At 74.9% G+C, this 19,080-nt stretch carries 17 protein-coding genes; 5 read left to right on the top strand and 12 right to left on the bottom strand.

What is annotated here, in order from left to right; genetic code table 11:
• Nucleotides 1–20 precede the first annotated feature (20 nt).
• Nucleotides 21–1,409 (top strand): cobyrinate a,c-diamide synthase, encoded by a 1,389-nt coding sequence (locus AB0O82_RS05840; protein WP_363580681.1) that lies wholly within the window; start codon nucleotides 21–23, stop codon nucleotides 1,407–1,409.
• 22 nt (nucleotides 1,410–1,431) lie between these two features.
• Here the strand turns inward: AB0O82_RS05840 and AB0O82_RS05835 are convergent, their stop codons facing one another.
• The 5 genes from AB0O82_RS05835 to AB0O82_RS05815 form a co-directional block, all read right to left on the bottom strand.
• Nucleotides 1,432–1,923 (bottom strand): hypothetical protein, encoded by a 492-nt coding sequence (locus AB0O82_RS05835; RefSeq protein ID WP_363580569.1) that lies wholly within the window; start codon nucleotides 1,921–1,923, stop codon nucleotides 1,432–1,434.
• 204 nt (nucleotides 1,924–2,127) lie between these two features.
• Nucleotides 2,128–2,916 carry a hypothetical protein gene (locus AB0O82_RS05830; RefSeq protein ID WP_363580567.1) on the bottom strand — a complete coding sequence of 263 codons (789 nt, stop codon included), beginning with the start codon at nucleotides 2,914–2,916 and terminating at the stop codon, nucleotides 2,128–2,130.
• Nucleotides 2,917–2,982: 66 nt separating this feature from the next.
• Nucleotides 2,983–4,017 carry a TolB-like translocation protein gene (locus tag AB0O82_RS05825; protein ID WP_363580565.1) on the bottom strand — a complete coding sequence of 345 codons (1,035 nt, stop codon included), beginning with the start codon at nucleotides 4,015–4,017 and terminating at the stop codon, nucleotides 2,983–2,985.
• Nucleotides 4,014–5,342 (bottom strand): MFS transporter, encoded by a 1,329-nt coding sequence (locus AB0O82_RS05820; protein ID WP_363580563.1) that lies wholly within the window; start codon nucleotides 5,340–5,342, stop codon nucleotides 4,014–4,016. Before AB0O82_RS05820 ends, AB0O82_RS05825 begins: the two co-directional genes overlap by 4 nt.
• A 5-nt stretch (nucleotides 5,343–5,347) precedes the next feature.
• Nucleotides 5,348–6,283 (bottom strand): alkaline phosphatase family protein, encoded by a 936-nt coding sequence (locus tag AB0O82_RS05815; RefSeq protein WP_363580561.1) that lies wholly within the window; start codon nucleotides 6,281–6,283, stop codon nucleotides 5,348–5,350.
• Nucleotides 6,284–6,526: 243 nt separating this feature from the next.
• Here AB0O82_RS05815 and AB0O82_RS05810 point away from each other — a divergent pair, with 243 nt between their 5' ends.
• Together AB0O82_RS05810 and cobC are read left to right on the top strand one after the other, a co-directional pair.
• Entirely contained in the window at nucleotides 6,527–7,903 is a 1,377-nt protein-coding gene (locus AB0O82_RS05810; RefSeq protein WP_363580559.1) for a cobalamin biosynthesis protein, read from the top strand.
• Nucleotides 7,900–8,946 carry an Rv2231c family pyridoxal phosphate-dependent protein CobC gene (cobC, locus tag AB0O82_RS05805; protein ID WP_363580557.1) on the top strand — a complete coding sequence of 349 codons (1,047 nt, stop codon included), beginning with the start codon at nucleotides 7,900–7,902 and terminating at the stop codon, nucleotides 8,944–8,946. Before AB0O82_RS05810 ends, cobC begins: the two co-directional genes overlap by 4 nt.
• A 47-nt stretch (nucleotides 8,947–8,993) precedes the next feature.
• On the opposite strand, the gene AB0O82_RS05800 is transcribed toward cobC, so the two are convergent.
• The 7 genes from AB0O82_RS05800 to AB0O82_RS05770 all read right to left on the bottom strand — a co-directional run bounded on the left by AB0O82_RS05800 (nucleotide 8,994) and on the right by AB0O82_RS05770 (nucleotide 16,015).
• On the bottom strand, nucleotides 8,994–9,785 hold the full coding sequence (locus AB0O82_RS05800; RefSeq protein ID WP_363580555.1) for an MOSC N-terminal beta barrel domain-containing protein: 792 nt from the start codon (nucleotides 9,783–9,785) through the stop codon (nucleotides 8,994–8,996).
• Nucleotides 9,782–10,312: a hypothetical protein gene (locus tag AB0O82_RS05795; protein ID WP_363580553.1), complete on the bottom strand. Its 531-nt coding sequence runs from the start codon at nucleotides 10,310–10,312 to the stop codon at nucleotides 9,782–9,784. Before AB0O82_RS05795 ends, AB0O82_RS05800 begins: the two co-directional genes overlap by 4 nt.
• 49 nt (nucleotides 10,313–10,361) lie before the next feature.
• Nucleotides 10,362–11,459 carry an LLM class flavin-dependent oxidoreductase gene (locus AB0O82_RS05790; RefSeq protein WP_363580551.1) on the bottom strand — a complete coding sequence of 366 codons (1,098 nt, stop codon included), beginning with the start codon at nucleotides 11,457–11,459 and terminating at the stop codon, nucleotides 10,362–10,364.
• A gap of 217 nt (nucleotides 11,460–11,676) precedes the next feature.
• The gene (glnII, locus tag AB0O82_RS05785; protein WP_363580549.1) at nucleotides 11,677–12,699 is read right to left on the bottom strand and encodes a glutamine synthetase; all 1,023 of its coding nucleotides are present in this window, start codon (nucleotides 12,697–12,699) and stop codon (nucleotides 11,677–11,679) included.
• A 220-nt stretch (nucleotides 12,700–12,919) separates the two neighbouring features.
• Nucleotides 12,920–13,957, bottom strand: a complete 1,038-nt coding sequence (locus AB0O82_RS05780) for an SCO1860 family LAETG-anchored protein (RefSeq protein ID WP_363580547.1) — start codon at nucleotides 13,955–13,957, stop codon at nucleotides 12,920–12,922.
• Between the two features lie 184 nt (nucleotides 13,958–14,141).
• A complete protein-coding gene (locus AB0O82_RS05775) occupies nucleotides 14,142–14,819 on the bottom strand; it encodes a uracil-DNA glycosylase (RefSeq protein ID WP_363580545.1) in 678 nt (225 codons plus the stop codon).
• Nucleotides 14,820–14,923: 104 nt separating this feature from the next.
• Nucleotides 14,924–16,015, bottom strand: coding sequence for an amidohydrolase family protein (locus AB0O82_RS05770; RefSeq protein WP_363580543.1), 1,092 nt, complete (start codon nucleotides 16,013–16,015; stop codon nucleotides 14,924–14,926).
• 97 nt (nucleotides 16,016–16,112) lie between these two features.
• On the opposite strand from AB0O82_RS05770, the gene AB0O82_RS05765 reads away from it, so the two are divergent.
• Nucleotides 16,113–17,198 carry an aminotransferase class V-fold PLP-dependent enzyme gene (locus tag AB0O82_RS05765; protein WP_363580541.1) on the top strand — a complete coding sequence of 362 codons (1,086 nt, stop codon included), beginning with the start codon at nucleotides 16,113–16,115 and terminating at the stop codon, nucleotides 17,196–17,198.
• Between the two features lie 253 nt (nucleotides 17,199–17,451).
• Nucleotides 17,452–19,032, top strand: a complete 1,581-nt coding sequence (locus tag AB0O82_RS05760; protein ID WP_363580539.1) for a phosphonate degradation HD-domain oxygenase — start codon at nucleotides 17,452–17,454, stop codon at nucleotides 19,030–19,032.
• Nucleotides 19,033–19,080: the final 48 nt, after the last annotated feature.

Raw genomic sequence — 19,080 nt, 5'->3', positions numbered from 1 at the left:
TGAGCACTGCCGGCAGGCCGTTGGCCGCCATCCCCCGCCTCGTCATCGCCGCGCCCTCCTCGGGCGCCGGCAAGACCACCGTCGCCACCGGCCTGATCGCGGCGCTCACCGCGCGCGGGCTGGCGGTGTCCCCGCACAAGGTCGGCCCCGACTACATCGACCCGGGCTACCACGCGCTCGCCGCCGGGCGCCCGGGCCGCAACCTGGACGCCTTCCTGTGCGGCCCGGAGCGGATCGCCCCGCTCTTCCTGCACGGCGCGGCGGGGGCGGACGTCGCGGTGGTCGAGGGGGTCATGGGCCTGTTCGACGGGGCCTCCGGGCGGGGGGAGCTGGCCTCCACCGCGCACGTCGCCAAGCTGCTGCGGGCGCCCGTGGTCCTGGTGGTGGACGGCTCCTCGCAGTCCCGGTCGGTGGCCGCGCTGGTGCACGGCTTCGCCTCCTGGGACCCGGAGGTGCGCCTCGCCGGGGTGATCCTCAACCGGGTCGCCTCCGACCGGCACGAGCACCTCCTGCGCGAGGCCCTGGAGGAAGGCTCGGGCGTACCCGTGCTGGGCGCGCTGCGCCGCTCCACGGCGGTCGCCACGCCGTCCCGCCACCTCGGGCTGATCCCGGCCGTGGAGCGCTCGGCGGAGGCCCTGCGCGCCGTCGCCGACATGGGTGAACTCGTCGCCGCCTCGGTCGACTTGGACGCCCTGCTCGAACTCGCTCGGACGGCCCCGGAGTTGACCGCCGAACCGTGGAACCCGTCGGCCGAGGTCGACCCGGTGGCCGGCACACCGCGGATCGCGGTGGCGGGCGGCGCCGCGTTCTCCTTCTCGTACGCCGAGAACGCCGAACTCCTCACCGCCGCGGGCGCCGAGGTCGTCCCCTTCGACCCGCTGCACGCCTCGGCACTGCCCGATGGCACGGCCGGCCTGGTGATCGGCGGTGGCTTCCCCGAACTGTACGTCCGGGAGCTGAGCGGCAACACGGCGCTGCGCGGGGCCATCGCGGAGTTCGCCGCCGGCGGCGGCCCGATCGCCGCCGAATGCGCCGGACTCCTCTACCTGGGACGTGAGTTGGACGGCCTGCCGATGTGCGGCGTGCTGGACACCGGCGCCCGGATGACCGAACGGCTCACCCTCGGCTACCGGGAGGCCGTCGCCCTGCACGACTCCCCGCTCGCCCGGACCGGCACCCGGGTGCGCGGCCACGAGTTCCACCGGACGGTCTGCGAACCGGGCGCGGGCGAACACCCCGCCTGGGGCTGGCGCCTGCCCACCGGCCCCCGCACCGAGGGGTTCGCGGGCAGCCACGTCCACGCCTCCTACCTGCACCTGCACTGGGCCGGAGCCCCGTCCCTGGCCACCTCCTTCACCTCCGCCGCAGCCACCTACCAGGCGACCCCCGGGAACCCCGCGTCACCGTGACCCCCCTCGGGCCCTGCCCGTCTCAGGACGGGCCGTTGCCGAAGGTGCCGGTCAGGGGGTCGGGGCGGTCGGGACGGTCGGGGCGGTCGGGGCGGTCGGCGCGGTGGCAGGTGGCGCAGCGGAGGCGGGTGTAGATCGCCACCGGGCCCATGAAGACGTCCTCGCGGCCGTCCGCCGGGGAGGCGGAGGCGGCCGGCCCGCCGCAGTCCAGGCAGGCGCGGCGGGGGCGGGCGGCGATGGAGCAGGCGCGGCAGACCAGGTGGGTCGGGTGCTCGGCGTGGACGACCACGGGCTGGGGGCCGCCGTTGAGCAGGTGGACGCACCACGTGCAGGACTCGTCCGCCTGCGCCGCCAGCATCCGGGCCCTGGTCTCCTGCTGCCACCTGGCGGCCTTCTGCACCGGGACCGTCACCGGCGGCCCCCACCCGGCGGCACTGAGCCACTGGGCGCCCTCCGCCCCTGCCGCCCGCAGCTGGTCGTCGACGGCGATGTCCCTGGGGGTCTTGTCCTTCATGGGCTCCTCCTCCGGTGCGGTTCCCGCCGGGTTAACGCCACCGGGGAGGCCACGGACACGCGAACTGCCCGACCACTACGGCCGCCTGCCGCTGCCGCCCGCGCACGTCCGTACCGACCGTCACCACGGGGCCGCCCCGGCCCCCCAACGTACGCCGAAGCGCCGGACCGCGCGGCGGTTCAGGCGCAGACGCCGGGGGCGCGCTCAGCCGGTGGCGCGGATGTAGATGTCGGCGGCACCGGGGGCGGCGCCGGGGATGGTGGCGACGTAGATGCGGCGGGTGGTCTGGGGGTGGCTGGGGGGCGGGGTGGGGGTGAGGGAGGGGGTGGGCGTCGGGGTGAGCGTTGGGGTCGGGGTCAGAGGGAGGGTGACGGAGGGGGTGGGCTCGGGGGTTTCGTCGTCGAGGTCCGGGGTGGGGTCGGCGTCGGCGTCCGGTTCGGCGTCGGCGTCGGGGTCGGCGGCCTGGAGGCCAGGGGGTGCCGCGGGCGCCGGGGGCGCCGGGTCCGCGGTGGTGGCGTCGGGGGTGGGGGTGGGCTCAGGGTCCGGGAGGAGTTCGGGGGCCTCGGCCGGGCCGTCGCCGCCGAGGGCGGCGGTGAGGTCGGCCGGGAGGGGTGCGGTGGGGCCGGGGGCCGGGAGGTCGTAGGCGCGGAGGAAGTCGCCGAGGCCGACGTCCTTGCCCGCGACGCGGTAGTGCAGGTAGGCGATGGGGGCGCCGTCGGGGGTGTGGGTGTAGACGGCGCCGACGGGGACGTAGGAGCGGCCGACACCGGGGTGCTGGGAGGGGTGGAGGCCGGCGAGGAGTTCGGCGCGGTCGCGGTCGGTCTCGCGGCCGACGCGGCCGGCGGTGAGCGAGTTGACGCCGCGCACCACGAGGGCGGCCGCGACGGACACGCAGAGGACCAGTCCGACGGCGACGGTGCGCCGCAGGACGGGTCGGCCGTGCAGGGCCGGCCAGGAGTCGGTGACCGCGCGCTCGGGCGGGATGCCGTCCACGATTGTCGTTCCCCCGTTCGATCAGGACGTCATTGTGCTCGACGAGGGACCGTAGCCGAGAGTTCCTCAGCCCAGGTAGGCGGGGGCGACCGCGGCCTGGGTGACCCGCCGGGGGGCACCGCCGCCGTCGGCGGGGACGGTCCACAGGTCGGCGCCGTAGTCGCCGGGCAGAGCGTAGAGGAGGGTACCGGTGTCCGACCAGACGGCCTGGTCGTCGATGTTGCGCTGTTCGGCGGTGGCCGTCTCGGTCATGGTGGCGAGGTCGAGGACGTACAGGCGCCAGGGGGCGTCGGGGGACAGGCCGGGGACGCGCTTCTTGTACGCGATGCGGGTGCCGTCCGGGGAGAGCGAGGGGCACTCGACGTTCTCGTGCAGGGTGGTGAGGGTGTGGGCGGCGAGGTCGCCGCGGACGAGGTGGGTGTGGCCGGCGGTGGCGAGGGTCGCGTAGAAGGTGTTGTCGTCGGCGAAGGTCACGCCCCAGATGTTGATGTCGTGGGCCTGGTAGGGGTGGCCGTCCTTGATCACGTCGAAGGTCTCCAGGTTGTCCCGGAGATTCCAGTCGCGGACGTCGACGATGGAGGTGCGGGTGGAGAAGTCGGTGCCCGCGTAGGAGTCGCCGCTGACGAAGACCGTCCAGGCGGCGAGGTGCCCGGACGGGGAGACCCGGGAGCGGGTGGGGATGCCGGCCGCCGGGTAGGAGCGCCGTTCGCGCAGGTGGTCGTCGAGGACGACGGCGCGGTAGGTGTCCTCCAGGGCGCCGTGCTGGGCCTGGAGGCAGATGCCGGTGCCGGCGGCGGCGTAGAAGCGCAGGCACTGGACGCCGGAGGCGGTGCGCGGACCGTCCGGGCGGTCGGCGGGGACGGCGGTGAGTTCGTCGCGGTGCGGGCCCCAGGCCATGTTGCGGAAGACCAGCTTCCGCCCCTCGGAGGGCTTCTGCAGGGTGACGGCGCCCTCGGTGACGGCGGGGCCGCCGGGCTGGGCCTGGTCGCGCCGGGCGGTGCGGTCGGCGGCGTGGAGGACGGCCCCGGTACCGACGGCGCCGAGCAGCAGGACGGCGACCAGGAGGATGATCACCCTGGTCCGGTTCTGGAGTCGGTTCACGGGCTCTCCTCGACGGTGGTGGTGGCGGGTTCACGCAGGACGGCGGCCGCGCCGAGCACGCAGAGCGCGAGCGCCCCCGCCGACCAGCCCAGCGCGCCGGTGCCGCCGACCGCGCTCCACAGCGCGCCGAACAGCAGCGAGCAGGCGAACCGGGCGAGCGCCTGCCCGGTGCCGACCAGGGCCAGCCCGGCGCCGCGCTGCCCGGCCGGGACGGCGTCGGCCGCGGCGGCGGCGAGCACGCCGTCGGTGGCCGCGTAGAAGGCGCCGTGCAGCACGAGGACGCAGACGGCCACCGCCGGGCCGCCGGCCGACGAGAGCAGCAGCCCGTACGCGAGCAGCAGCAGCACGTGCCCGCCGAGGAAGAGCCGGCGGCGGCCGATCCGGTCGGCGAGGGCGCCGAGCGGGACGGCGAGCAGCAGGAAGGCGGCGGCGGTGCCGAGCGGCAGCAGCGGGAACAGGTCGACGGAGAGGCCGAGCCGGCGCTGGACGAGGAGGTAGAGGAAGGAGTCGCTGACGGTGGTGAGTCCGAGCAGGACGGCGCAGAGCGTGAGCCGTCGCAGCCCGGGCAGCCGCAGCAGGGTGAGGCTGTCGCGCAGCGTGGGAGCAGTAGTTGACGGCTCGTCAGTCGACGGCCGGTTCGGCACGAACAGCAGCAGGACCAGCACACCGAGGGCGGCGACGCACGCGCTGACCGTGAACACCGCGTTGTAGCCGTGCCGTTCTCCCCCGTCGGCGAGCATCGGCCCGCCCGCCAGGCGCAGCACGAGGAAGGCGGTGAGCGGGCCGAGCAGGGCCCCGGCGGTGTCCATCGCCCGGTGCACGCCGAACGCCCGTCCGCGGTGGGCGGGTTCGGTGGAGAGCGAGATCATCGCGTCCCGGGGCGCGGTGCGCAGACCCTTGCCGGTGCGGTCGACGGCGATCACGGCGCCGATCAGCGGCACGGTGTGGACGAGCAGCAGCAGCGGTTTGCAGAGCGCGGACAGGCCGTAGCCGACGGCCGCGACGGCCTTGTGGCGGGCGGCGCCGTCACGGCCGCGGCGGTCGGCGAGGTGGCCCCCGGCGAGGCGCACGAGCGCGCTGAACCCGTTCTGGATGCCGTCCAGCAGCCCGAACCCGAGCGGGGAGAGGCCGAGGCCGGTGAGCAGGTAGAGCGGCAGGACGGCGGTGACCATCTCGGAGGAGATGTCGGTGACCAGGCTGACGGCGCCGAGGGCGAGCACCGTCCCGGGTACGGCGCGCAGGGCGGCGCCCCGCCGCCCCGGCGGCTCCGTTGCGGAGGCCGGGGCGGCGGGGGCCTTGGAGCTGCGGGAGTCCGCGACGTACACGGGCGTCAGTTCCAGATGCCGGTGATGTCGGTGGCGTTGGCGGCGTTGCCCGCGTGGGTGGTCAGCCCGGCGAGGTCCTCCAGGGTGCGCAGCACGTTGTAGTGGTTGTAGGTGGTGCCGGTGCTGCTGCCGGGGGTGACGTGGGCACCGTAGACGACGGTCGGGATGCGGTTGCCGGCGAGGCGGTTGTCCTCGTCGAAGGTGACCACGAGCAGGCTGTTGTGGCTCTTGGCCCAGTCCGCGTAGGCGGCGAGGTTGGTCTGCAGCCAGGTGTCACCGGTGCCGACGGAACAGTCGTGCATGTCGTTGCACAGGTCCGGGATGACGAAGGAGACCTTGGGCAGGGTGGTGTAGTCGGTCGGGAAGGCGTCCATGCCGTAGGCGCTGGAGGCGGGCACGTTGCCGAAGCCGAACCACGGGTTGTGCTTCTGCGCGTAGTTGTCGACGCGGCAGTCGGTGGCGCCCTGGGCGGGCAGGCCCTCGTTGTAGCTGGCCCAGGTCCGGCCGGCGGCGAGCAGTTCGGAGCCCAGGTTGGGCTGCTGGAGGGCGCCGACGTCGACGCAGCTGTCGTCGGTGACGCCCTGCGCGCTGCCGGAGAACAGCATGTAGTAGTTGGGCTGGCTGGGGTGGGTGAGCGCGAAGGACTGGGTGAGCGCGGCACCGCCGGCGACCAGCGTGTTGTTGATGTACGGCGCGCTGGAGCTGCTGCCGATGACCTGCGAGTAGGCGTGGTTCTCCATCATCACGACGATCACGTGGTCGGGCGAGGGCAGCCCGGCGGCGGTGTCGGCGGCCGCGCTGCCGCCGGCGGCCCACAGGCCGAGCGAGCCGCCGACGAGGCCGAGCCCGGCGGCGAGGGCGGTGAGGGGCCGGCGGAGCGGGCGGCGGGAGGGGCGGCGGGGGGACGTGGTTCCGGGGGTGCGGAGTCGTGCGAAGGCCATCGGGTCCTCCGTGCGTCGGGGCTGCCTGGTTGGAGCGCCGAGAACAGTAGGATCGCGCCGTGTCGTGTACCGCACAAGACAAGTGAAGAACAGACGAACAGCTGCCGCCCGTCGGCGGTCCACGTCACAACCGCCCCGATTGACCCGTTCCGACCGGGCGTGGTGGGATCACGGGGGCCCTTGTGGCGGGATCGCGGATGCTCGTGCGCGGGGATCGCGGGGCTTTGGGTGAAGGAGCGGGACGTGATCGGACTGGTCGCCCTCAACGGGACGGGCCGCCTGCTGGCCGACGAGATCCACGCCGCCTGGCCCGAGACCACCCGCGTCCACACCGCGGTGGTCAGTGCCTGCTTCGGTCCGACCGAGGCCCTGGACTACGCCCTCGGCCGGGACGACCTGGTGGTCTGCCTCGCGCCGGTCGCGGCCACCGTGCGGCTGTTGATCGACGGCTCGCACCTGCGCCCCGGCGGGCCCGGCCTGGTCAGCCTGGACCTGAACCTGCGCTACGCCGTCCCGCTGACCGGGCGCGACAGCGGCGCCGACGAGCTGGCCGAGGAACTCGCCGCCCTGCTCGGTGTCCGGGCCGTCCTGGCCAGCGGCCCTCCCCCGGTCACCGCCCCGCCCTTCGCGCATCTGGCCGGGCACGCGTCGACGTCCACCCGCGGGCCGCGCGGCTCGGCGGCCGCGCAGGCGCTCGCCGAGGGCCGACCGGTCCGGCTGGAGAGCGACCTGGCGTACCCGCTGCCCGCCCTGCCGCCCTCGGCCCGGACCGACGCGCCCGCCGACGCCCCCGTCCTGCGGGTCACCGACCGCACCCACCCCGACGAGGACGTGCTCCTGGTGCACCCGCGCACCCTGGTCGTCGGGGTCGGCGCGGGCGGCGGCGCCACCGACTCCGAGCTGATGCGACTGATCACGGACACCCTGGCCGAACACGGCCTGGCCCGCGCCTCGATCGCCCGGCTGGCGACGGTGGCCGGCAAGGCGGACCACCCGGAGGTGCGCTGGGCCGCGTTCTGCCTCGGCGGGGTGCCGGTGGACGAGCACCCGGCGGCGGCCCTGGCCGCGGTGGCGGTGCCGAACCCGTCGGACCTGGTCGGCGCCGCCGTCGGCACCGCGAGCGTCGCCGAGGCGGCCGCCCTGGCGAGCGCCCCGGGCGGCGAACTCGTCGCCACCAAACGGAAGTCCGCCGCGGCGACGGTCGCGATCGCCCGGGCGGCGGTCCGCGGACGCCTCGCCGTCGTCGGGCTCGGGCCCGGCGCGCACGACCTGCTGGTGCCGCGCGCGCTGGCGGAACTGCGGCGCGTGTCGGCGGTCGTGGGCGCGCCGGGCGCGGTCGAGGCGGTCGCCGAGCTGCTGCGGCCCGGGACCAGGCGGATCGCGACGGACGACGGCGCCGGGGCGGCCGTCGGGGCGGCCGTCGACCTGGCCGCCCACGCGGCCGTTGACCTGGCTGTTGACCTGGCCGCGCACGGGCACGCCGTCGCACTGGTCGCCCTCGGCGACGGCGCGGCACTGAGCGTGCCGCCGGGCCCGTACGACGTCCACCGCGTCCCGGGGCTGCCCCTTCATCCGCTCGCCCCCGATGTGCCCGCCCACCCGCAAGGAGACCCCGCGTGACCGCCCCCGAACCCGACCTGCGCCACCACGGCGACGCCGAGGTGCGCGCCGACGGGTCCGGCCTGGTCGACCTCGCCGTCAACGTCCGCACCGGCACACCCCCGGCCTGGCTGCGCGACCGGCTCGCGGCCACCCTCGGCGACCTCGCCGCCTACCCCGACCAGGGCGCCGCCCGCGCCGCGGTGGCCGCCCGGCACCGGCGGCCGGCCGACGAGGTGCTGCTCACCTCGGGGGCGGCGGAGGCCTTCGTCCTGCTGGCCCGTGTCCTGACGGCACGTCACATCGTCGTCGTGCACCCGCAGTTCACCGAACCAGAGGCGGCTCTGCGGGACGCCGGACATCAGGTGCACCGGGTGCTGCTGTCCCCCGAGGACGGGTTCCGGCTGGGGGCCGTCCCGGAGGAGGCCGACCTGGTCGTCCTCGGCAACCCCACCAACCCGACCTCCGTCCTGCACCCCGCCGACGCCGTCGCCGCACTCGCCCGCCCCGGACGCACCCTGGTGGTCGACGAGGCGTTCATGGACACCGTGCCCGGCGAACGCGAGTCCCTCGCCCCGGTCCGGGACCTGCCCGGCCAGGTTGTCGTCCTGCGCAGCCTCACCAAGACCTGGGGCCTGGCCGGACTGCGGATCGGTTACGTCCTCGGGCCCGCGCCACTGATCGCCGCACTCGGCGCCGCCCAGCCGCTCTGGCCGGTCTCCACCCCCGCGCTGGCCGCCGCCGAGGCGTGCAGCGGCCCGGCCGCGCTGGCCGAGGCGGAGGCAGCCGCCGCCGAACTGGCCTTGTGGCGGACGTACTTGCTGAAGGGCTTGGCCGCCTTCCCGACTCTTCGGGTGTACGGCGAGCCGGCCGCATCCTTCGCCCTGGTACGGCTGCCGGAGGCGGCGGCCGTCCGGGAGCGGCTGCGCGGGCGCGGCTTCGCCGTCCGGCGCGGGGACACCTTCCCGGGGCTGGGCGAGGAGTGGCTGCGGATCGCCGTCCGGGACGAGGCCACCACCGACCGCTTCCTGGACGCCCTCGCCGCCGTCCTCGGCCCAGCCTGACCCCCGCCACCGCCCCGACCCCGCCTGACCGCCGCCCCGACCCCTCCTCAGTCCAGCCTGATCGCATCCCCCACCGCGACCCGGCCGGGCACCAGCACCTGCGCGTACACCCCCGCGCAGGGCAGCGCGGGCATGCCCTCCAACGGGACCAGGCGGTTCCGCTCGGCCGGGACGCGCAGGGCGGACGTGCTCCGGGGCAGCGGGCCGTGCCGCAGGGTCGGGACGGCGCAGCGCGGCGTGGGCACCACGACGCGCAGCCGCAGCACCGGCCCGATCGCCAACTCCCGCCCCACCCAGGCGTTCTCGACGTACCCCTCGCCCTCGGTGCGGATCACCAGGTTCGGCCGGTAGCGCTCCGCCTCGGCGCCGGTCGCGGCCAGCGTCGAGGTGGTGACCAGATGCAGCGGGGCGAAGTCGAAGAAGCCGCCGTCCGGCGCGGCCCGGCCCAACTCGTTGACGGTGACGTCGACTTCGGCCTCGATGCCGTGCGCCAGCACCTCCTCCGGCACGGCCCGCTCGATCGTCGCCCCGGGCGGGCACTCGGCGATCAGGGCGACCTTGCGGCCGAGCGCCGCCGACAGCTCCTCCTCGTCCACGCACCGCCCGTCCGGGCCGGTGATCACCACGCCGCCCGCCGTGGTCGCCGCCGTGTAACCGAGCAGGCCCGCCCACAGCCGCGGGTTCTTGGCGCTGGCGACCTTCCCGGTGTCGAGGTCGAGCAGGGCGCGGCCGCGGTCCCGCTCCAGGCCGCGCCCGTCCACCCCGACCGCCGCCAGTTCCTCCCCCAGCAGCGACTTCACCGGGTAGCGCCGCAGCCGTTCGACCGTCCCGATCCTCATGCCGCGACCGCCCATTCACGCAGGGCCGTGAAGTCGGCGGCCAGCAGGCCGATTCGGGGGTTGACGTGGAACGTGAGTGCCGGGGCGGGGTGGTGGGCGGCTATCCAGGCGGTGTCCTGCGGGCCCAGTTCGTCGTCTACCCAGGCGAACGGGCGGCCGTCCGCCCAGGCGACCACGTCCCGGGTCTTCCAGTGCAGGCCGTCCGGGTCCTCCCCGAACAGGTCCGTCCACTGGATGTAGGGGAGTTCGGGCAGTCCGAGGTTCGGGCCGATGTGGGTGTTCGCCTCGCCCATCCAGCCGGTGGCCCACACCAGTTCGTACGGCAGGCCGAGCAGTTCCGGCCCGTGCGCCGGGTTCAGCCACACCCGCAGCGGCTTCGCCCGCGCGTGGGAGTAGTGCGCCTGCCGGTCCGCCCACCAGGTCGGGAGCAGGCGGTGGGTGTCGTACCCCTCCGGCCGCCGGGTCGTCGGCGCGGCGTAGGGGTTGAGCGGTCCGTCCACGTCGAGGAGGAGCAGGGGCAGCGTCATGCCGTGAATTCTCCGGCCGCCCCGGCGGATTGACCAGCGGTTTGCGGGTTCACGGCCGGTGCCACAGGTTGCGGGCGGCCAGCAGCGGCAGCACGCCCTCGCCGAACCAGTACGCCTCCTCCAGGTGCGGCATGCCCGACAGCACGAACTCGTCGATCCCCAGCTCGTGGTACTCGGTGATCAGGTCCGCGACCTCCCGGTGGCTGCCCACCAGGGCCGTCCCGGCGCCGCCGCGCAGCAGGCCGATCCCGGCCCACAGCCCCGGGTACACCTCCAGCCGCTCGGCCGATCCGCCGTGCAGCGCGAGCATCCGCCGCTGGCCCTCCGACTCGCTCTCGGCGAGCGCCCGCTGGGTCCGGCGCACGCGCCCCGGATCCATTCCGGCGAGCAGCCGCTCGGTCTCCGCCCAGGCCTGCGCGGCGGTGTCCCGGGTGATCACGTGCAGCCGGATCCCGAACCGCACCACCCGCCCGCGGGCGGCGGCGAGTTCGCGGATCCAGCGGATCTTCTCCCGCACCTGGGCGGGCGGTTCGCCCCAGGTCAGGTAGACGTCCGCGGACTGCGCCGCGACCTCGCCGGCCGCCGGGGACGAGCCGCCGAAGTACACCGTCGGCACCGGCTCCGGCAGCCGGTTCAGCCGGGCCCGCTCGACCCGCAGATGGGGCCCGTGGTGGTCGACCGTCCCGCCCGCCCACAGCCGCCGGACGATGTCCAGGAACTCCCCGGTCCGCGCGTACCGGGCGTCCTTGTCCAGGAAGTCCCCGTAGGCGCGCTGCTCGGCGGACTCCCCGCCGGTCACCACGTTCAGCAACAGCCGTCCGCCGGACTGCCGTTGGTACGTCGCGGCCATCTGCGCGGCCAGCGTCGGGCTGATCTGCCCGGGCCGGAACGCCACCAGGTACTTCAGCCGCTCCGTCACCTGCGTCAGCATCGCCGTCGTCAGCCAGGCGTCCTCGCACCACGCCCCGGTCGGCGTCAGCACCCCCTCGAACCCCAACTGCTCCGCGCTGCGGGCGACCTGCCCCAGGTACCCCAGGCTCGGCGGCCGGTCCGCCCCCGCCACCCCCGGCGTGGACCCGTGACCACCCCCGACGATCTGCCGACTGTCACCGTTGGTGGGAAGGAACCAGTGGAACACGAGCGACATGAACGGACACACTCCTACGCCGGGTTGCCTGCGGGATGAGGACGGAGACACTCACCGGCAACACGCGGCCGCGCACACCCGCACCAGGTCCACGTGCAGACGTCGCACGAGGACACGGCGGGCGGAAGCGGTCATGCGAGCGATTATGCCCGACGACGACGGCCGCCGGCCCTCCCTCGTACGGGAGGACCGGCGGCCGGTGCGGAGCGGGGGCGGATCAGACCTGGCCGGCCTTCTCCAGGGCCTCGCAGCAGGTGTTGATCATGAGGCGGGTGACGACGTACGGGTCGATGTTGGCGTTCGGGCGACGGTCCTCGATGTAGCCCTTCTGCTCCACCTCGACCTGCCACGGGATGCGGACCGAGGCGCCGCGGTTGGAGACGCCGTAGCTGTAGACGTTCCACGGGGCGGTCTCGTGCTTGCCGGTCAGGCGGGACTGGATGTCGTCGCCGTACTGGCTGACGTGCTCCAACACCTTGTCCTGGGAGGCGCCGAGGGACTCGCAGGCGGTGATGATGGCGTCGTAGCCCTCGCGCATCGCCCTGGTGGAGAAGTTGGTGTGCGCACCCGCGCCGTTCCAGTCGCCCCTGACCGGCTTGGCGTCCAGGGTGGCGTCGATGCCGAACTCCTCGGCGGTGCGGTACAGCAGGTAGCGGGCGATCCACAGGTCGTCCGAGACGGTCAGCGAGGAGACCGGGCCGATCTGGAACTCCCACTGGCCGGGCATGACCTCGGCGTTGATGCCGCAGATCGCCAGGCCGGCGTCGATGCAGCGGTCCAGGTGCAGCTCGACGATCTCGCGGCCGAAGACCTCCTCGGCGCCGATGCCGCAGTAGTAGCCGCCCTGCGGGGCCGGGAAGCCGCCCTCCGGGAAGCCGAGCGGGCGGGAGCCCTTGAAGAAGGTGTACTCCTGCTCGATGCCGAAGATCGACTCCTGGGCCGCGTACTTCTCGTCGACCTCGCGCAGCAGGGCGCGGGTGTTGGACTTGTGCGGGGTGCCGTCGGTCTCCAGCACCTCGCACAGGACGAGGATGTTGTCACCGCCGCGGATCGGGTCCGGCACGACCTTCACCGGGTCCAGCACGCGGTCCGAGGCGTGGCCCTCCGCCTGGTTGGTCGAGGAGCCGTCGAAACCCCAGGTCGGGATCTTGTCCGCGTTGGGCAGGACCCGAGTCTTGGAACGGAGCTTCGCGGTCGGCTTGGTGCCGTCGATCCAGATGTACTCGGCCTTGATTGCCACGGCGGTGTACCTCGCATTGCTGGGTGGTGGGTGCCCGCGTAGCGTCGCAAGCCGCCGTTTCCCGGTTGTTCCTCTCGTGTAACGCGGATGTGAACCAACCCTCCGTGATGGCACGGTCACGGTGCGGGAGTGCCAGGGCGACATCCGGAGTGGCGGGGTGGCACCCGGGGTGCCGAGGTGGCACCCCGGGTGGCGCTCCCGCACCGCGAGGGGCCGGGGCTCAGTGCCGGCGGGCGTGCGCGGCCCGGCGGCGCCGGGTGGCCCACAGGGCGCCGGCCCCGCCGGCGACGAGGGCGGCGGCCCCGGCGGCCAGCGGGCCGGTGGCGCTGCTGCCGCCGGTCGCGGCGAGGCCGGCGGCCGGCTTCTCCGACGGGCCGGGCTTCTCGGTGGCGGCCTGCGGGACGACGGCGCGGGTGGTGGTGTCGGCGACCGGCTGGGCGGTGGCGGCGGTGCCGGTCGGCGCGGGCGACGTCGGGGCCTGGGTCGGGGTCGCGCCGACAGCCGGCGCGGAGGGCTTCTCGCAGCTCACCGAGGCCACGGTGATCCTGCCGGTGACCTTGGCGACGTTCAGGTTCAGCGGGTTCACCTCCACCTGGACCTCCAGGGCGGAGGCGGCGGCGGTGGCCGAGGTGGTGCTCTTCTTGGAGAGCTCCACCGACACGCTGCCGATCAGCGGCACGTCCACCTTGGTCGGCCCGTACAGGCCGATGGTGACGGGCTTGCCGAGCACCGTCAGCTTGGCGGGCGCGACGACGTCGGCGGTCGGCTGCCCGTCGACGGGGCAGGTCGCCTCGGCGCTCATCGCCTCCAGGCCGATCAGCGTGGTGGCGGGCAGGCCGGGGGCGTGCACGTCGGCGTTGACCAGCTTGACGGAGGCGGCGGCGCCCTTGGCGTCGATGCGGGTCACGGCCGTGCCGATGTCGGCCTTGACCAGGGTGACCGGGCCCTGCTGGTCGACGCCGTCGACCTTGGCGGTGAGGAGCGAGCCCTCGCGCTGGGCCGGCGTCTCCACCTTGTTGAGCGCGAGGTCCACCGGGACGTCGACCGTCTTGTTCAACAGGCTGACGTCCAGGGCGAGTTCGGCGGTGACGGCGCGCGCCTTGCCGGGCGAGGCGGCGGACGACGGAGAGGACGACGCAGTGGCCGCCGGGGCGGCGCACGCAGGCGGGACGGTGAGCAGCGTGCAGGCCGCGACCACGGCGGCGGCGGAAGCGGTTCGGCGGACGGAACGGGCGGAGCTGGTGGAACGAGAAGACATGGCGGTACCCCCACAGGTGCTGTTGATCCGGAGCGCGCCCAGACGTCACCCGCGACAGGCGGGGAGGGGCCGGCGTTCCGAACGGTGAGCCGCCAGTCTTCTCGAACAGTCCGTCACAGGAGCCACACAGAACGTCATTTCACTCGTTGGAGTGAGATTGACGTCTGCTACTGACTCCGGTCTGCTACGGCAGTCGCCAGTCCACCGGCTGCGCCCCCTGCCGCGCCAGCAGCTCGTTCGCCCGGCTGAACGGCCGCGAGCCGAAGAAGCCGCCGCTCGCCGAGTACGGGCTCGGGTGCGCCGACTCGATCGCCGGGACGTCTCCGAGCAGCGGCCGCAGGTTGCGGGCGTCGCGCCCCCACAGGATCGCCACCAGCGGGCCGCCGCGCGCCACAAGAGCCCGGATCGCCTGCTCGGTGACCTCCTCCCAGCCCTTGCCCCGGTGCGCGGCGGGCTTGCGCGGCGCGGTGGTCAGCGCGCGGTTGAGCAGCAGGACGCCCTGCCGCGTCCACGGGGTGAGGTCGCCGTTGGACGGCTGGGGCAGGCCGAGGTCGCTGCCGTACTCCTGGAAGATGTTGATCAGGCTGGCCGGGATCGGCCGGGTCTCCGGCGCCACCGAGAAGCTGAGCCCGACGGCGTGGCCCGGGGTCGGGTACGGGTCCTGTCCGACGATCAGCACCCGCACGTCGGCGAAGGGCTGTTGGAAGGCCCGCAGCACGTTCGGCCCGGACGGCAGGTAGGTACGGCCGGCGGCCAGTTCGGCGCGCAGGAAGTCGCCCATGGCGGCGACCCGCCCGCCGACGGGCTCCAGGGCGGTGGCCCAACCGGGCTCGACGATCTCGTTCAGTGGACGCGGTGCCATGGTGGCCACCCTATCGGCCTACACCGACAGCGCGTTCAGCGGATGATCATGCACACGAGCCCGGAGCCGTCCGGCCCGGCGGCCGGCCATGACGGGCCACCCGCTCACCCCACCGGCCGGCCGCGCAGCACCACCAGCCGGGGGTCGGCGAGCACCCGGACGTCCGCCCGCGGGTCCTCCCCGTACACCACGAAGTCGGCCGACTCCCCCTCCTCCAGCCCCGGCCGCCCCAGCCACTCCCGCGCACCCCAACTGGCCGCCGACAGTGCCTGCGCCGGGCTCAGCCCCGCCTTCACCAGTTCCGCCACCTCCTCCGCGACCAGCCCGTGCGCCAGCGAGCCGCCCGCGTCCGTGCCGACGAACACCGGGATGCCGGCGTCGTGCGCGGCGCCGACGGTGGCGTAGCGGCGCTCGTGCAACCGCCGCATGTGGGCCGCCCAGGCCGGGAACCTGCCCTCGCCGCCGGCCGCCAGGCCCGGGAAGGTGGCGATGTTGACCAGCGTCGGGACGATCGCCACGCCGCGCTCGGCGAAGGCCGGGATCAGCTCCTCGGTCAGTCCGGTGGCGTGCTCGATGCAGTCGATGCCGGCCGCCAGCAGGTCCGGCAGCGACTCGGCGGCGAAGCAGTGCGCGGTGACCCGCGCGCCTTCCTCGTGCGCCGCCGCGATCGCCTCGGCCAGCGCGTCGCCGGGCCAGCAGGCGGCGAGGTCGCCGCGCTCGCGGTCGATCCAGTCGCCGACCAGCTTCACCCAGCCGTCGCCGCGCCGGGCCTCCGCGCGGACGTACGCGGCGAGGTCGCCGGGCTCGATCTCGTGCGCGTAGTTGCGGATGTAGCGGCGGGTGCGGGCGATGTGCCGCCCGGCGCGGATGATCCGGGGCAGGTCCTCGCGCTCGTCGATCCACCGGGTGTCGGCGGCCGAGCCGGCGTCGCGGATCAGCAGGGTGCCGGCGTCACGGTCGGTGAGCGCCTGCTTCTCGCTGGTCTCCGCGTCGACGGCGCCGTGCGCGTCCAGGCCGACGTGGCAGTGCGCGTCCACCAGGCCGGGCAGCACCCAGCCGGTCACCGTCCGGACGTCCTCGGCGCCGGGCGGGCAGGTGAAGCTCACCCGGCCGTCCACGACCCAGAGTTCGTCCCGGACGTCCTCCGGACCGACCAGCACCCGACCCCGGACGTGCAGCACCGCGCCATCGCTCATGGCCCGCACTCTACCGACGGGGGTGTTCCCTGTAAGCAGCAAAGATGCGGCAGACTCGTTCCGGCACCCACCACCCCACGCCCGAAAGGCCGCTACCGTGAGCCCCTTCCTCGACCTCCCCCCGCTCAGCGCCGCCGAGTTCGCGGCGATCGAGGACCAGGTGGCCGCACTGCTGCACACCACCGCGGACGTCATCGTCACCCAGGGTGAGGCGCTGCTGCCGCTGGAGGCCGCGATCCGCGGCGCCGCGCACCCCGGCTCCACCGCGCTCAACATCGTCACCGGCCCGTACGGGCAGACCTTCGGCAACTGGCTGCGCTCCTGCGGGGTCGAGGTCGTGGACCTGGCCGTCCCCTTCGACAGCGCGGTCAGCGCGCAGCAGGTCGCCGACGCCCTCGCCGCCCGTCCGGCCGTCGACTTCGTCTCCCTCGTCCACGCCGAGGCCGCCACCGGCAACACCAACCCCGTCGCCGGGATCGCCGCCGCCGTCCGCGAGCACGGCGCCCTGCTGATGCTCGACGCGGTCGCCTCCGTCGCCGCCGAGCCGCTGCTCACCGACGAGTGGGGCGTCGACCTGTGCGTCATCGGGGGCCAGAAGGCCATGGGCGGCCCTGCCGGGGTCTCCGCCGTCTCCGTCTCCCAGCGCGCCTGGGAACGGATCGCCGCCAACCCGGCCGCCCCGCGCCGCTCCTACCTGTCCCTGCTCGACTGGAAGGAGCGCTGGACGGACGCCGGGCGCACCGTGCTCCCGCACGCCCCCGCCCAGTTGGAGATGCTGGCCCTCGGCGCCTGCCTCGACCGGATCGCCGCCGACGGCCTGCCCGCCGTCATCGCCCGCCACCGCGCCGCCTCCGCCGCCACCCGCGCGGGCGCCCGCGCGCTCGGCACCCTCGCCCCGTTCGTCACCGAGGACGCCCACGCGGCCCCCGTCGCCACCACCCTGCGCACCCCGGCCGGCGTGCACGCGGCCGAGCTCGCCGCCCGCCTCGACCCCGCCCTCCCCGTCCAGCCCGGCGGCGGCCCCCTCGCCGCCTCGATGCTCCGCGTCAACCACTACGGCCCCGCCGCCGCCCTGCCCACCGTCCACGCCTGCCTCACCGCCCTCGCCACCGCGACGGACGCGGACCCGGCCCCGGCCCTGGCCGCCGCGGAGGCGGCCTGGACGGCAGCCGTCCAGGGCTGACACCACGGCGCCGTCAAGGCCCGAGCACGCGGAGCGGCCCCCGGGACACTCGGTCCCGGGGGCCGCTCCGTCCCTCCCCCGGACAGGGCCTGGCCGCGCACGGCACGGCGGGTTTCGGCCACGGGCTCCCGGCACAGTTCCCGCAGCGTTCATCTGCGCGGCACGCCGATCTCACCGGGGACCGGCAGGCTCCGGCCAGGGGTGAAGTTGGCTATACAACTTCACCCGAGACGCCGCCGAGGAGGAGACCACCGTGACCGAGCTGCCGCCGTACTGGCTGCGCGACAACTGCCCGTGCGCCGAGTGCCGGGACCCCCGGAACGGGCAGAAACTGTTCCAGATCGACGACCTGCCGCAGGACCTGGCGGTCGCCGCGAGCACCGAGACCGACGGGGGCCTGGAGGTGCTCTGGTCGGACGGGCACCGCTCGCGGTACCCGCTGGAGTGGCTGGACGCCGAGCGGGACGGCGACGGGCGGACGGAGGAGGGCAAGCGGCTCTGGGTGGCGGCGGACTTCGCGCGCGGGATCCCCGAGGCGCGGTGGGAGGCGTACCTGTCCGACCCCGCCGAGCAGGCCGCCGTCCTCACCGCCGTGCGCAGCAGCGGCTTCGCGGTGCTGCGCGGGGTGCCGGCGGTGGAGCGGCAGGTCCTCGCGGTGGCCGAGAGCTTCGGCTACGTCCGGGTCACCAACTACGGGGAGCTGTTCGACGTCCGGGTCGAGCCGGATCCGAACAACCTGGCGTTCACCAGCGTCGCGATCGCGCCGCACACCGACAACCCGTACCGGGACCCGGTGCCGACGCTCCAGCTCCTGCACTGCCTGGAGAACTCCGCGACCGGCGGCGACTCCGGCCTGGTGGACGGGTTCCGGGCGGCGGCGGTCCTCCGGGAGGAGGCGCCGGCGGACTTCGAGACGCTCACCCGCACGCCCGTCCCGTTCGTCTTCCGCGACCGCCGCACCGAACTGCGCGCCGACCGCCCGCTGATCGAGGTGGACGCCCTGGGCCGGATCCGCGAGGTGCGGTTCAACAACCGCTCGATCGGCACCCTGCGCGGGAGTTCCGCCGAACTGACGGCCTTCTACGCCGCGTACCGCCGCTTCGCCGCGATCACCCTGCGCCCCGAGCTCCAGCTCACCTTCCGCCTCGACCGCGGCGACTGCCTGATCTTCGACAACACCCGGCTGCTGCACGCCCGTACGGCCTTCCAGCAGGACGGCCACCGCCACCTCCAGGGCTGCTACGCCGACCTGGACACGCTGGGCAGCACCCTCGCCGTGCTGCACCGGCGCGCCGCCGCGCTGGACGCGATCGCCGGGCTGTTCGCGGGCGAGGGCGCCGGGGAGTACCTGGGCGAGGAGGTCACCATGGCCGAGCACATGCTCCAGGCCGCCGCTGCCGCCGAGGCGGCCGGGGCGCCGGACCACCTCGTCGCCGCCGCGCTGCTGCACGACGTCGGCCACTTCCAGGGAGCGCTGCACGGAAGGGACTTGATGGAGGGTCAGGACAACCGGCACAGCGACACCGGCGCCGACTGGCTGGCACGGTGGTTCGGCCCGGAGGTGACCGAGCCGGTCCGGCTGCACGTGGCCGCCAAGCGCTACCTGTGCGCGGTGGAGCCGGACTACCGGCAGCGGCTGTCCGAGGCCTCGGAGTACACCCTCACCGTCCAGGGCGGCCCGATGGACGAGCGGCAGGCCGCCGCGTTCGCCGAACTCCCGGGCGCCGCCGACGCGGTGGCCGTCCGCCGCTGGGACGAGCAGGCGAAGACGGCCGGGGCGCCGACACCCGGCTTCGAGCACTACCGCCCGCTGCTCGCCGCGCTCATGCACTGACGGCACCGGCCGGCACGCCCGGGAGGATGGCCGGGCTCGGCCCCGGAC

It is taken from the genome of Kitasatospora sp. NPDC088264 (assembly GCF_040685715.1).
Classification (GTDB): Bacteria; Actinomycetota; Actinomycetes; order Streptomycetales; family Streptomycetaceae; genus Kitasatospora.
The sequence above is the reverse complement of the archived record's forward strand: the minus strand, read 5'-3'. Positions and strand labels throughout refer to the sequence as shown.

Bases quoted from the DNA above. Each gene is read 5' to 3' on its own strand.
- AB0O82_RS05835 (WP_363580569.1), bottom strand. From the start codon at position 1,923: ATGAAGGACAAGACCCCCAGGGACATCGCCGTCGACGACCAGCTGCGG.
- AB0O82_RS05815 (WP_363580561.1), bottom strand. From the start codon at position 6,283: ATGGCCTTCGCACGACTCCGCACCCCCGGAACCACGTCCCCCCGCCGC.
- AB0O82_RS05800 (WP_363580555.1), bottom strand. From the start codon at position 9,785: ATGAGGATCGGGACGGTCGAACGGCTGCGGCGCTACCCGGTGAAGTCG.
- AB0O82_RS05795 (WP_363580553.1), bottom strand. From the start codon at position 10,312: ATGACGCTGCCCCTGCTCCTCCTCGACGTGGACGGACCGCTCAACCCC.
- AB0O82_RS05790 (WP_363580551.1), bottom strand. From the start codon at position 11,459: ATGTCGCTCGTGTTCCACTGGTTCCTTCCCACCAACGGTGACAGTCGG.
- AB0O82_RS05780 (WP_363580547.1), bottom strand. From the start codon at position 13,957: ATGTCTTCTCGTTCCACCAGCTCCGCCCGTTCCGTCCGCCGAACCGCT.
- AB0O82_RS05775 (WP_363580545.1), bottom strand. From the start codon at position 14,819: ATGGCACCGCGTCCACTGAACGAGATCGTCGAGCCCGGTTGGGCCACC.
- AB0O82_RS05770 (WP_363580543.1), bottom strand. From the start codon at position 16,015: ATGAGCGATGGCGCGGTGCTGCACGTCCGGGGTCGGGTGCTGGTCGGT.